12 protein-coding genes and 1 pseudogene are annotated in these 12,571 nt (G+C 63.2%); 8 read left to right on the forward strand and 5 right to left on the reverse strand.

Going from position 1 to position 12,571, the window contains the following annotated elements; translation table 11 throughout:
* The first annotated feature begins 14 nt into the window (after positions 1-14).
* The 3 genes and pseudogenes from H295_RS46370 to H295_RS48305 all read left to right on the forward strand — a co-directional run.
* Positions 15-950, forward strand: a complete 936-nt coding sequence (locus H295_RS46370) for a type II secretion system F family protein (protein WP_078616911.1) — start codon at positions 15-17, stop codon at positions 948-950.
* Positions 947-1,726, forward strand: coding sequence for a type II secretion system F family protein (locus tag H295_RS0141480; protein ID WP_028810225.1), 780 nt, complete (start codon positions 947-949; stop codon positions 1,724-1,726). Before H295_RS46370 ends, H295_RS0141480 begins: the two co-directional genes overlap by 4 nt.
* Before the next feature lie 75 nt (positions 1,727-1,801).
* Positions 1,802-1,909: pseudogene (locus tag H295_RS48305) on the forward strand (DUF4244 domain-containing protein); the annotation flags it as partial.
* 224 nt (positions 1,910-2,133) lie between these two features.
* Here the strand turns inward: H295_RS48305 and H295_RS0141485 are convergent.
* From H295_RS0141485 to H295_RS0141505, 5 genes are all read right to left on the reverse strand, one after another.
* Positions 2,134-2,895 (reverse strand): hypothetical protein, encoded by a 762-nt coding sequence (locus tag H295_RS0141485; RefSeq protein ID WP_020141267.1) that lies wholly within the window; start codon positions 2,893-2,895, stop codon positions 2,134-2,136.
* A 1-nt stretch (position 2,896) separates the two neighbouring features.
* A complete protein-coding gene (locus H295_RS0141490) occupies positions 2,897-3,985 on the reverse strand; it encodes a ComEC/Rec2 family competence protein (protein ID WP_020141268.1) in 1,089 nt (362 codons plus the stop codon).
* Positions 3,986-4,174: 189 nt separating this feature from the next.
* On the reverse strand, positions 4,175-4,384 hold the full coding sequence (locus H295_RS0141495) for a hypothetical protein (RefSeq protein WP_020141269.1): 210 nt from the start codon (positions 4,382-4,384) through the stop codon (positions 4,175-4,177).
* Positions 4,385-4,436: 52 nt separating this feature from the next.
* Positions 4,437-5,150, reverse strand: a complete 714-nt coding sequence (locus tag H295_RS0141500; RefSeq protein WP_020141270.1) for a 5-formyltetrahydrofolate cyclo-ligase — start codon at positions 5,148-5,150, stop codon at positions 4,437-4,439.
* Positions 5,151-5,161: 11 nt separating this feature from the next.
* Positions 5,162-6,319, reverse strand: coding sequence for a helix-turn-helix transcriptional regulator (locus tag H295_RS0141505; protein WP_028810226.1), 1,158 nt, complete (start codon positions 6,317-6,319; stop codon positions 5,162-5,164).
* Between the two features lie 240 nt (positions 6,320-6,559).
* Between H295_RS0141505 and H295_RS0141510 the strand changes: the two genes are divergently transcribed.
* The 5 genes from H295_RS0141510 to H295_RS0141530 all read left to right on the forward strand — a co-directional run bounded on the left by H295_RS0141510 (position 6,560) and on the right by H295_RS0141530 (position 12,509).
* The gene (locus tag H295_RS0141510; RefSeq protein WP_234021789.1) at positions 6,560-6,883 is read left to right on the forward strand and encodes a hypothetical protein; all 324 of its coding nucleotides are present in this window, start codon (positions 6,560-6,562) and stop codon (positions 6,881-6,883) included.
* Positions 6,880-7,473: an ATP-binding protein gene (locus H295_RS44480; RefSeq protein ID WP_051135706.1), complete on the forward strand. Its 594-nt coding sequence runs from the start codon at positions 6,880-6,882 to the stop codon at positions 7,471-7,473. Before H295_RS0141510 ends, H295_RS44480 begins: the two co-directional genes overlap by 4 nt.
* Positions 7,474-7,718: 245 nt before the next feature.
* Positions 7,719-9,680 (forward strand): ATP-dependent nuclease, encoded by a 1,962-nt coding sequence (locus H295_RS46375; protein WP_199788688.1) that lies wholly within the window; start codon positions 7,719-7,721, stop codon positions 9,678-9,680.
* Complete coding sequence (locus H295_RS46380; protein ID WP_078616904.1) at positions 9,677-11,443, forward strand: UvrD-helicase domain-containing protein; 1,767 nt, start codon at positions 9,677-9,679, stop codon at positions 11,441-11,443. The genes H295_RS46375 and H295_RS46380 overlap by 4 nt, the downstream gene beginning before the upstream one ends.
* 55 nt (positions 11,444-11,498) lie before the next feature.
* Complete coding sequence (locus tag H295_RS0141530) at positions 11,499-12,509, forward strand: hypothetical protein (protein ID WP_028810227.1); 1,011 nt, start codon at positions 11,499-11,501, stop codon at positions 12,507-12,509.
* Positions 12,510-12,571: the final 62 nt, after the last annotated feature.

The following is a 12,571-nucleotide window of genomic DNA, read 5'->3' on the forward strand; positions in this document are numbered from 1 at the left end:
GGCGGGCTCAGGCGTTGTTCGCGGGCGGCGGGGTGGTGGGGGTGGGGCCGCCGGTCTGGGGACAACACCTGGCCGGGGAGCTGCGGCGGGTTCGCGAGCGGCTGGGGTTCGAGTGGTTGTCGGCGGTCGTGGGGCTGGTGCTGGCGGTGCTGGGTGCTTCGGTGCTGCCGGTGATCGCCGGGGCGGTCGGGGTGCCGTTGCTGCGGCGGGTGCGGCTGGCTCGGGAGGCGCGTCGGGTGCGGGAGCGGCGGGCGGACGCGGTGATCGCGCTGTGCGGGGCGGTCGCGGGGGAGGTACGGGCGGGACGGCAGCCGGGGGAGGCGTTGGTGCTGGCGGTGCGGGACTTCGAGGGGGCCGGGGGTGAAGGGACCCGCGCCGGGACGGCCTGGGGTGGGGTGACGACCGGCTCGGGTGGGCTAGGAGCCGGGAGAGCCGGGGGAGTGGGGCTCGGTGGGCCGGGGGTCGGCGGGCTCGGGTTCGGGTTCGGGGGTGTGGGGTCCGGAGCGCCCGGTGGCGGTGGGCTCGGGGAGGCGCAGGCTGTGGTGTTGGCGGCGGCTCGGTTCGGTGGGGATGTGCCGGGGGCGCTGGCCGCGGCGGCTCGGCGGCCGGGGGCCGAAGGGCTGCTGGGGCTCGCCGCCTGCTGGCGGGTGGCCGTCGACCAGGGGGCGGGGCTGGCCGCCGGGCTCGATCGGCTGGAGGGGGCGCTGCGGGCCGAGCGGGATCAACGCGCCGATCTGCGTGCCCAGTTGGCGGGGGCGCGGTCCACCGCGTGGATGCTCGCCGCGCTGCCGGTCCTGGGCCTCGGCCTCGGGGCCGCCCTCGGTGCCGATCCCCTGCGGGTGCTGCTGCACTCGGGGGCCGGGCTGGGCTGTCTGGTGGTCGGTGGAGTGCTGGAGGGGGTCGGGACGTGGTGGGCGATGCGGATCGTGCGGGGAGCTGAGGCGGCGTGAGTGCGGAAGTTGTCCACAGGCTGGGGGTGGTCCTGGGCGTGGCGGTGGTCGGTGCCTGGCTCGTCCGGTGGGGTGCCGCGGCCCGGCAGGAGCGGAGACTGCGGCGACGGTTGGGCGAGTTGCTGGCCGCCGAGGCCACAGCGGACCGTTCCCGGTTCCGGGGGCGGGAGTTCGGGCGGCGGTGGCTTCCAGTGGCCGGCGCCGGGTGCGTCGGGTGGGTGCTGGTCGGTGGGGTCCCCGGTGTGGCCGTCGGGCTGGCCGTCGCGGTGGGGCTGTGGCGGTGGCGGCTCCGGGAGGCGTCCGGTGCCGGGGAGGCGGACGCCCACGAGGCGGCGCGGCAACTCCCGCTCGCCGCCGATCTGCTGGCCGCCTGTATCGCGGCCGGCGCCGGTCCGGTGATCGCGGCACAGGCCGTCGGTGAGGCTCTGGGCGGGCCCGTCGGGGAGGGCCTGGCGCGCGGGGCGGCGGAGGTGCGGCTCGGCGGTGCTCCGGGCGAGGCGTGGCGGAGGCTCGCCTCGACGCCGGGGGCCGGACCGCTGGCGCGGCTGCTGGAACGCGCCGATGTGACCGGGTTGCCCGCCGCCGCCCCGGTCGCCGGGCTCGCGGCGGACGCCCGCGCCGACTGGGGGCGTGCCGCGACGGCACGGGCGCGAAGAGCCGCCGTGCTGGTCACCGCGCCGGTGGGGCTGTGCTTCCTGCCCGCGTTCATCGCGGTCGGTGTCCTGCCGATCGTGATCGGGCTCGCGGGCGGAGTGCTGGGAGGAGGTGGGCGATGACGGACGACAGCCGGTGATCCGGCGGACGAGCAGCAGACGGACAGACGAACAGGACCGAACCTCACGGGGGTCGAGATGTACAAGGCGGTACGGGCACGGATGCGTGCTCTGATGTGCGGTGTGGTGTGCCGGGCGCGGTCGATGGGATCGGCGCGTCGGGACGCGGGGATGGTCACGTCCGAGTAGTCAAATGTCTGGCTATGCACCCATCCTGGCAGAGGCCAGTCTACCGGCTGAGTGGCCCCTGAGCGAGCCTCCGAGCCGGGCAAAAGTGCAGGTCAGATGCCCTGTAGCGCCCTCGGTCGGGCGTCGGTGTCGGTCGTCCAGGGCGCACCGGAGCTGATCGCCAGACGGCAGCAAAAAACGCCCGACCTACGGCGAGTGGTCGGGCGTTTTAAAGGTCGAGCCTAGGCCTGCTGTTGATCCGCTCCAGCGGCAGCAGTCTTCTCGGCAGCAAGAACGACGGCCGCTTGCAGCAGCTCGTACGCGTACCTTTCGGCCGCGCTCTTCATACGCACCTGCGACGGAAGGACGCACCAGATAGCGAGGCAGGCCACGGTCGCGGTGAGAGCGAGGACGTTGACGAGGGTGAGCGCGTGCTGGTGCTCGACGTTCGCGAGCCACAGCATGTACGTGATGACACCAAGCACCACCAGGAGCGCGGTAGTTCGGCCGGTCCAGCGGATGCCGTAGAGGTTCCGATGAAACCCGTACCCTCGGTTCTCGGCACGGACGAGGGGGAACTTCGTCTCGTCTCGCGTGAGGTTCCGGACCTGCCCCACGGCAACCTCGATCGCCTCGTCAGCCTTGATCGGGTTCGCCCGCTCACTGCGGGCCGAAGCCAGCTCGGTCCCGGTTACTGAGGAGACGGCCTTCCGCCAGGTCTCCCGTTGCAGCGAGTTCTGCCCCTCCTGCCGGAGTCGGAGCTTCTGGATGGTCGGCGAGCCGCCCCATGAAGCCCAGAGCACCTCTTGAACCTTCCGACCTTGGTGACGCACGAGTTCCGCGAGAACGACGGGGCCACCGGCTAGAGACAGCGCGGTGAGAACCGATACGACCACGGGTGCCTTGCTGAGGCCGAGAACCGCCAGCGCAACGCTGACGGGCAGCAGCGCGAGGAGGCCGGGCGCAAGTCGCGCCCGGCGCTCGTAGTCGTCCAGCCAGAGCACCCTACGAGCCCCCGTTGTCTTCGACTGAAGTGTGAAGCGGCTCGGGGGTCGAGGTGATGTAACCGTCCCGATCAGGAGCGTCGTGACAGTGACACCTGGTTACTCCTTGTGTCAGGTGAACGGGGTACCCCCGCCGACGGAAGGCGTTCGTCGTCTTCTTCGCGGGGTGCTTGTTCTCCGGATTCTTCTTGGGAACGGATGCGAAGGCCGTCCCGATGACGGTCGTCTGACCCTTGGGTCCGAGCAGCCGGTTGAGGAGGGACGGACTCACATTCCGACGGCTGCCATGGTGCGGCACCTGAACAAACCGCAGCTCGCCAGGCTGGAAGCCGTCGGCTTCAAGCACGTCAAGCGCCTGGCTGAGGGCAGGAATCCCAGCATCACCTGTGAACAGGAGCTTCCGGCCCTCGATCTCCAACAAGCAGATGGCGCTGGTGTTGTTCTTGGCGGAGGTTTCCCCGTTCTCCTTCAGCGTCTCGACGTCGAGATCTTCATAGACCGTCCCCGCAAGGAGCTTGTGCACGAGCTCTTCCCAGCTCGCCTTGGAGGCAAGTTCGGCGGCGGGCTCGACAATCTCCGCCAGCAACTCCCGGTAGTAGTCCTCGGTTGGCCCAAGCACCCGGAGGACGCCGTCGTCGCTCGTCCAGTCGAGGAACGGTTCCTCAATGGGGACGCCCTGCGCCTTGGCGACCTCTTCCAGGTCGGTCGCTCCCTGAAGGGAATCCCTCAGTTCTGTACGCAGTGCGCGCGCGTTGAGAGCGAGGACCATCTTGGCTCGCGCCATGCCAGTCGAATGGCTCCAGGGCTTGTGCATGAGGAGCTTCTTGACGGTCAGCTCTTCCAGAACCACGCGCAAACCACTGATGTGGTCCTGGTCCGGATGCGTTGAGACGGCAAGATCCACAATGCCGGTGTCGTAGTGCTCCCGGATGTGCTCGACGAGCGCTTCACCAGCGGCGCGATAGCCGCCGTCAATAACGATCACGGTCTGCTCGCTGCGCGGACCGTAGAGGTTGCCGTAACGAAGAGCGATGGCATCGCCACCGCTCGACTCGTCCCCAACCGGGAGGAAATCTATCTCGTAGCCCACAGAGGACCTACCTGTCACACGTCGTTGTGTTCCGCCAGATATTAGCACTCTCTGTGACTACGGTATGAACGGATAACTTTCGTCCGCCTGGCCCCGGTTGTCGCTTCTGTTGCGGTAAAGATCATCTGTTGCGGGGCAGTTGGATCGAGAGGGAGCTACAGCAGCCGGGGGCCGATCACTTCAGTAGCGTCAGTCCTCTACGACGAACGTGAACAACACGCCGTAGCCATAGTGGAGGACGTTGTGAGACACGATGCGGCCGCGTCCGAGCGCTTCGGCAAGTTTGGGCTGTTCATGCACCAATGACGCATAGTCAAGGCTCATCGATACCGCCTCTCCATGCGTTTCGGGCATGAAGCGGCTGCCGAGCTCATTCCAGGCCACCAACCGTTGTGCCATGTCCTACCCCTTCCATGCGGCGCCCTAGCGCCGCGCTGAACCGACTACCGAACTACGACGGCCGACGCTCCGTCAGCACCGGGATAGCCGCGATCTTCTCGGGTGTGAGGTCTTCCCAGACCAACCCGCGCGGGCGACGACGGCCACTGCACGGGATCACCTCGTCGGGCGTGACGATGTAGTCCACAGAGAAGTCGTGCTCCGTCTCGGGGATGTCTTCCTCGATGACCTGGAGTTGGTGCACCGGCGCGACGATGACCGTCTTCTCGGTGACGTGGCCGGCCTCGATGAGAAGGGCAACTTCAAGGTCGGAGTACCCGGCACCCTTGCCGATCCGAGCACCGGAGCGGTTCACGGCCACGCTGCCGCAGACCACGATGTCGATAGGTCGCACCTCATCCACACCGACCTGGATGGCCACCTGAGCCGCGCCCTTCTTCTCGGCGGCCTCCTCAGCGGAGACGGTGAGCGTCTTGGGGTCGAGCAAGTAGAAGGGCTTGGGGTTCGCCATCTTCGGCACGGCCATGTAGACGCGCTTGCCATCCTTCAAGGCGCGGACGCGCACGGGCAGCTGCGCCCAGTCGGGGTTGGCCTTGATCGTTGACGCCTCGCGCCACTCGTCCAGACCGGCAAGTCGTTCCGCCGTCGCCTCCGCCCCGTAGAACCCGGGGATCTTGCCGTACGAGTCGGCCGGTGCGCCACCACCGTCAATCAGTCGTCGCCACACTCGCTCGCGTACGGCCTGCTTGGCCTCGTCGATGTTCACGCCCCGCCCTTCTACATCAGGGCGAGCAGACGGTCGTTAATCTCCTGCGCCCATGGTTCGGCCCTCCACCGCCGCAGCTCCCGGCCAGCAGAGAAGGCCAGGTTAAGACCACCGCCACCGCGAGTCAGCTCGACGGCATCAATCGTCCGGTGCATGGTTGCGGCGGCCTCGTCGAGCTTCCGCTGACGAATGAGCGCCAAGGTCAGGTTGCCGAGCGCGATGGCCTGACTCTTCTTCTTGGCGGCGAGCGCCCGTGAAGTCATCCGCAAGATGGGCTCGGCCCGCTCGGGAAGTCCGAGGAACAAGTAGCACGAGCCGGCGAGCCGGTTGAACTCGTTCACGGTGTAATACGGAGCGGCCACATCATCCGGGTGCGCCCGGTCGAACTGAGCCTCGGCCTTTTTCAGGGCGTCCTCGCACTCGGTGAGCGCGCCAGTCATGGCGTGCCCCTCGGCGACGTGCAGAAGACTTAAGCCCGTGAGCGACGGACTGACCAGCTTGGCCACCTCGGCGGCCTGCTCGGCGAGCGTCACTCCGTGGGCCGCGTTCTTCTCCCCGTACAGCGCGACGAAGCTCATCCGGAGTGTGGCGTACGACTCGGTGGACGGATCATGGGCATGTCTTGCTGCCGATACCGCCTCCTCGAAGTACCCAAGGGGCGCCACGTGGTCCCGGCGTTGGCTGACGTCCCAGACCAACTGGCCCATGAAGGTCGCAGAATCGGCCTCGACTTCATACAGCGCGCGGCGGACACGAGGACTCCCAGCGTTCTCCCGGAGAAAGCGCACCTGCCCGTGTAGCTGACCAGCTCGACCAAGGAGGCTCGTCGAAGACTGTTGGTCGTACGACTCATCCAGTTGTCGCAGCCGCTCGTGGAGGTAAGCGACTACCACTAGGTCCGCGGACGCTGGGTTCTCCAGCACATAAGTCATGCGGTCGCGCGAGCTGGTGTCCGTGACCACGATGTCGTCGAGGAGCGCCTGAAGTTCGTCCCGACTCACCTTGAGCGCACGCGCCAGTTTTGGCCGTATATACGCTTGAGGCTCTGTGTCGGCACTCTCCCAGCGACCTACCGTGGACCGCTCGACGCCTAGAAACTCGGCAAGACTCTCTTGTGTCCAGCCTGCCGATTTGCGACGTTGAGCGAAACGTATGCGCTTCGCTGCCATCGCCCATCCCTCCGGTTACGGGGCGAGCTACCACCGTAGCGGTACGTAGGTCATCTGTGCAGGCCAGACCACCCAATGCCGCACCGATGCGTCATTCGTGCGGCACCTTTGCTGTGGTCTTTGCGCAGGTCAAACCGCTTCTCTGGCAAGCAGGTTGGCGAGTGGAGAGCTTCCCCCGCCTCTGCTCGCCAACCGTTCCCACCCCCGGAGGAACGGATGCCCCCCGCGATGTTCGGTTACATGCGCCAGCTCGCGCGCGATGACGACAAGGACGAAAACGAGGCAATCCAAAGAGAGTTGGCAGCGCACGCCAGCCGCGAGGGCTTCACCTTGGAGCGGCTGTTCATCGAACGGCTGCGGGCCGACGAGGAATCGGCGTTCTTCGGCTTGGTTGACGCCCTCAAGACCACCGACGTCCGCCATGTGATCGTGCCGTCTCTATGGCACTTCGCCCGCCTGCCTGGTCTGCAAGCAGCCATGCGCGACCACATCGAGCGCGAGATTGGCGCTCGGCTTTGGGTGGTTCAGGGCTCCTCGGTAGAACAGAGGAGCGTCGCCTCTTGAACGCCAACACAGTCGAGCCGGTTCCACTGCTCGCCGCCTCGCTTCGGTTGACCGCTGTACCTACGGCCGTGGCCTCATCCCGGATGTTCGTCCGCTTCACCTTGAAGCGCTGGCAGCTCTTGGAGCACGAGGAGAGCGCCACGCTCATGATGTCCGAGCTGGTGACGAACGCGATCAAAGCCAGCGGCATCACCGACCCCGACCCGAAGCCGTGGCAGATCAAGGCCGAGCACGTCATCGGGATGCAGCTTCGAGTCTTCGACGGCAGCTTGTACGCCGAAGTCTGGGATCGGACACCGGAGACGCCCGTACGGCAGAACCCCGACTTCAACGCCACCAGCGGCCGAGGGTTGTTGCTTGTCGAGTTGCTCGCCAAGCAGTGGGGCGTCTACCGACCAAACGTCGGCGGCAAGATCGTCTGGGCTGAGTTGCCCTTGGAGACGTCGACAGAACTGCCGTCTGATGACCCGCCGCACCGCCCCCTCTTGTTGCCAGCGGGCATCCGGGCGCCGTGGGGCCCAGTTGAACTTCAGGCGCGTCAAGCACTGCTCGACCGCCTGATGGTGACAACCCTCGACCGAAGGAGGTGACTCTATGAACGGCGGAGCCCCGTAAGCGTGGCCGGCTGAAGGTTGGTCGGCTCGATCAAAGACAGCCCAGAACGAGCAATCGCACCCCCGTTCGAAAGAGCGGGGGTGTAGTCGTATTACCCGTCAGTTCACCTGCGCAGCGCGGGAGTTGTGTGGCAAGGTGCACGGGGGTTCTTTGTGTGACACATGGTGCGAAGGTCGACTTTCGTTTAAAATAGACGGCAAAGATAAACGGGGAAATATTTGTGAGTGCTCAAGTCTCTAATGCGGGGATGTATCTCCGGCGTCTACAGGTCAAGAACTTCCGTTCTTGCTACGACATTGGGATTGATTTTCAGCCCGACATCACACTCCTAGTCGGAGAGAACAATTCCGGCAAGTCGAACGTGATCGAGGCATTGAGACTTGCCACGGCACCCCTGAACCGTCGAGCTACTCGCTGGTTTGAAAAGACCGACCTGTCGCATGGCAGGAAAGATGAGGAAGCAGAGTTCCAAGCCGTCTACGACGGACTGACAGAGTCGCAGCGAGCACATTACATCACGGCGCTGAATATCGACTCCAATCAGGCAATCTACACCACTACCTACAAGGAAGATCCCGCTCGAAATCAAATGCGACCCAGCGTGACAGCTGGACCTGTGGGTGGCCCTGAAGCCGAATCTAATAAGCGCGATCAGATCGCACATGTATACCTCGCGCCTTTGCGAGATGCGCAGAGAGAGTTGGACTCGTCAGATAGCCAGCGTCTTCTCAGGATTATTCAGCACCTCACCACTGGTGAACAACAGGAAGACTTCGTTAAAAGCGCCAACAAGTCATTTAAGGATCTCAAGAACCATGGCGTTCTCACCACCGCCAAGGATGAGATCCAAGACCATCTAGGAAAGCTCACCGACTCCGTGCGCAGCCAGACTGTGGAGGTGACCTTTGCTGACTATGAGCTGGGGCGACTGACTCGTAGCTTGCGGGTAAAGATGGCGGAGAAAGGTATCGACCCTGCTGATCTCATCGAGTCTGGCCTTGGGTATGCGAACCTGCTGTTTATCGCGACGGTCATCCTGGAGCTGCGTAAGGCTCGGGAGTTCGAGCTGACTCTGTTTCTTGTCGAAGAGCCGGAAGCGCACCTACACCCACAGTTGCAGGCCGTTCTCCTCGAATACCTGCGTGAGCAGTCCAAGGCATCGACCAAAGACGACTTGGAGGGACCTGCGGGGCGAATTCAGGTCGTTGCTACGACGCACTCACCCAACCTGGCGAGCAGCGTCGGGATTGAAAATGTCGTAGCTCTGCGGACCAAGGTCGAAACCGAGCAAGAAGAGGACGACGAAGGTAAAGAGCAGAACATTGACCGCAGGAAGACTCAAGCGCTACCTCTTGCGCAACTGAACTTGGCCTCCAACGAGCGACGCAAGATTAATCAATACCTAGATGCGACGCGGGCCGGCCTACTGTTTGCCCGGCGTGTCATCTTGGTTGAGGGCATCGCAGAGGCCGTGCTTCTTCCTGTGATCGCACGTCACTGCGTGTTTGGCGACGACCAAAACTCTGAGCATGTTAGACAACGTCGGGCCTTTCACGGTGTCACCATAGTTAACGTCGGCAGTGTCGACTTTGCGCCCTACATCACGCTACTTCTTTCGTCTGTCAACGGCTGCCGCCTTCTGGATCGACTTACAGTCGTCACTGATCGAGATCCAGATCCGGAGCTCCCTAAGAAAAAGAAGAAGGAAGAAAGTGCGGGAGAACAACCTGAGAGTGGAGCGGAACAGTCTCCCGCGGAGGATGAAACGCAAAACGACGAGCGTGCCGAGAACCGGACCAGAGTAAGCAACCGGAAGGATTTGCTTGTCAGGCACGCCGAGTCCATTGGCGCGGCTGATTACCTTTTCGTCGCGGAGGCACCTCACACTCTGGAAGCAGATCTGCTTGGTCCGGACAAGAACGAGCCGGTCCTAAAGAGTGCATATCTTGAGCAGCACCCCCAGTCCGAACACCACTGGAAAGACATCTTGCAGCACAGCAAAGGCAGGTCTTTCGGGTTCTACCAGAAGCTCTGCAAGTACGACAAGTTCATAAGCAAGGGTGAATTTGCGCATGACGTCGCCTTGGCTATCGAGGATGGAAAATCTTTTGAATCTCCCGAATACCTAGCCGAAGCCATCCGTGGCGCGCTAGAGAGTGGAACGGATGGGACGAAGGTTTGACCACGATCGACCTATCAGAGGACCAGAAGGCCCTCGTGAACGCCACGGACAGCCTTTTCGCTGTTGCTTGTCCCGGTGCAGGGAAGACACGAGCCATGGTGACTCGCTTCCTGAAGCGTACCGCCGAAGAGCCGCGTAAGGGAATTGGGCTAATCTCCTTCACCAATGCAGCAGTCGATGAGGTACGCCGCCGATGCGGAAGCGACAATGAAGCATTGAGGGCACCAAACTTCGTAGGCACCTTCGATTCCTTCCTCCATCGCTTCATCGTCACGCCCCTCTACACCAAGCATTATAAGAAGCCGCCGCGATACGTTCAGTCTTGGAAGGACGCGCCAACCGGCAGCTTTCGCTTGCTTGGCCCAAATCAGCGAGACCTCATCCCCGGATCTGAACCAATCCAAATGGGTTGGTTTGATTTCGACCTGAATGGGCGCGCGCGTCTCGCGAAAATCCCTCAGCGCTTTGGAAAAGTCCAAACTGAGACACTGATGTCCTTGAAGGTGCAAGCCGAGGATGAGGCTTCCGACCGCTTCGGACACCTTATCAGGGCGGGAACTGTCACTTGCGAGGCAGGTAGAATTCTCGCGGGTGTATGGGTTAGGGATCCCAAAGCACGGCAGGCTATTGGTCCACTCCTAGCGGCACGCTTCTCCGAAGTCATCGTTGACGAAGCCCAAGACTGCGGAGAAGAAGAGCTTCTCGTGCTTGGCTTTCTTCGATCATGCGGCGTTCGTGTCGTTATGGTTGGCGATATTGACCAATCCATCTACGAGTTTCGCAGCGCGACGCCCCAAGCAGTCAGCGAGTTCGCGAAAGCCCTCCCAGTTCAGCTTGAGCTGCGAGATAACTTCCGTAGCTCTCCGGCCATCTCTGCCTTCAATAACGGACTGCGCTCAGGCCCCCTTGTTGAGGCATCAAGCGGCAAGAATGCGACGCTTTCGACACCAGTGCATGTACTGGAGTTCTCGAAGCTTGATGAGATAGCACCTGCGGTGCTACGCATCGCTGAGAAGTACAAGCTCGCCGCTACTGATTTGATAGTTCTTTCGCATGCCGAGGCCCACAGCATGAAAGCCGCAGGAGTCGTTGATGTTGAGAGCGGCACTAGTAAGGTTCTCGAAATCGCAGATGCCGGTTTCAAGCTCAGGTCAACAGATTTTGATGCCCGCGCACGGCTCAAGGCTCTTGAGAAAGTTGAGCGCTCCACCTTGAGGTTGCTTACAGCCGACACAAAGACGGGGCATAAGGGATTCGACCTCATCCGTGAGGAACTCGGCATTGAGGCACGATGGCTGCGCGAGTTCGCAGTTCGCATATCGATCTCATTGGATGCCGCGGACAAAACGCGAGATGCTTTCGCCGAGGAAGTGCGCAACGTCCTAAAAGCCGTCGACTGGCATCATCTCGATCCACCCACGGCGCGGGCTATCGGCTCCATGTACAAGGCTCCTTCAGAGAAGGCTTGGGGAGGCATTGTGCATCTCCGACAGAGTCCGCTGATTCCCTATTCGACTGTCCACGGCGTCAAGGGCCTGGAGTTCCCCGGAGTGGTGCTCATCATCCCCGAAGCGCCGAAGAGTAAAGCCACCGAAGAGGTGCTAGATGCTTGGGAGAGTGATCTCGACACTGAGGCCCGACGAGTTCTGTACGTCGCTGGCTCCCGGGCAGAGGAACTCTTGATGCTCGCAGTGCACACTAGTTACAGCGACAGAGTTGCCGCTCTACTCCACGCAAAGGGCGTCCCCTACGAACGAACGTAGCCGCCATTAGGAAAAGCCTTGCGAGCCTCAGACGGTTCTCATCTACCATCTCTGCATGACGGACAGTCAGCCCGAACTTCCCGCTAGACGTACGCCACTTGATCCCTTCAGTTCAGGTGCACCGCACCTGGTCGGCGTCGTAGACACCAACGCCCTGATGAGCAGCATCGAGAACGACTGCCGTCACGGGCACCGGTCGCGGCTGTTGAGGATGAGCGATACAGGCTCAGCTGTCTTGTTCGCTGCGGACCACGTCTATCGCGAGATGTACGAGCGGCTTCCCCGCTTCGCCGAGCGCTGCAAGGTGCCTCTCGCTCCGCTGTTTGAGCGCTTCGAGGAGGACTACCTTCCGGCGCTTCGGTTCGTCACCGTGTCTGGCATAGACGCCCCCGACCCACAAGTCCTCGCCATCACGGACCCCGACGACGTACCAACCGGCTTGCTCGCCAAGCTCATCGCACCGTGCGTTGTGTTCTCAGAAGACAGGCACCTCAAGAAGCCGGGCCTAGCTCCGAAGGAGTGGCGTAAGGCTGCCGCCTTCGCTGTGGACATCGCTGAAGGTGTCGAAGGGCAGACCGCCACCATGACGGTGGCCGCCCTACCCTTCCGACTTGCAGCAGAACTGTTCACTGCCACCGGCCGCAGGATGGGTGTGCCTCCGTGGCTTCTTGCTGGCATCGCACTGGGCGGGTGTGCCCTTCTTCTCCAGAAGCCAGACCGCCGCAAGGTGACCGCTGAGATCACGTGGCAGATCATCGAAGGCATCGCCAACCAACTGGCGGTCGACCAGGCACAAGAACAACAGGGCATTGCGGGCCTGCGTGACGTGATCCTCGCCGCCCCTTCTAGGCCGACGCTCCGCCAGCAGGTTGCCATTGCCTTGGCTCGGCAGACTCAGCCGGTACTGGCCGCCGAAGTACGCGAGCTGATCTACAACCACTTTCCCGACGAGCCGGCCGTCAGCGTTCAAGAGGTACGGGCGGTGCTCGAAGGAGGTTCCGAGTTCGTGCGGGTGCAGCGCTACCGATGGCAGCTCGGGCGTGAGGCTGGTCCGTGGCGCGCATGAACGCTCCGACCAACCACGCGCCGGCCACAGAGGGCGGGTCACGGGCAATAGGGATGGTGCCC

The sequence above is a fragment of the Streptomyces sp. 351MFTsu5.1 genome (genome assembly GCF_000383655.1).
Taxonomy (GTDB): domain Bacteria; phylum Actinomycetota; class Actinomycetes; order Streptomycetales; family Streptomycetaceae; genus Streptomyces; species Streptomyces griseorubiginosus.

What these genes read in the sequence shown, in the direction of transcription:
- H295_RS0141510 (WP_234021789.1), top strand. Translation starts at nt 6,560, where the DNA reads ATGCGCCAGCTCGCGCGCGATGACGACAAGGACGAAAACGAGGCAATC.
- H295_RS0141495 (WP_020141269.1), bottom strand. Translation starts at nt 4,384, where the DNA reads ATGGCACAACGGTTGGTGGCCTGGAATGAGCTCGGCAGCCGCTTCATG.
- H295_RS0141530 (WP_028810227.1), top strand. Translation starts at nt 11,499, where the DNA reads ATGACGGACAGTCAGCCCGAACTTCCCGCTAGACGTACGCCACTTGAT.
- H295_RS0141505 (WP_028810226.1), bottom strand. Translation starts at nt 6,319, where the DNA reads ATGGCAGCGAAGCGCATACGTTTCGCTCAACGTCGCAAATCGGCAGGC.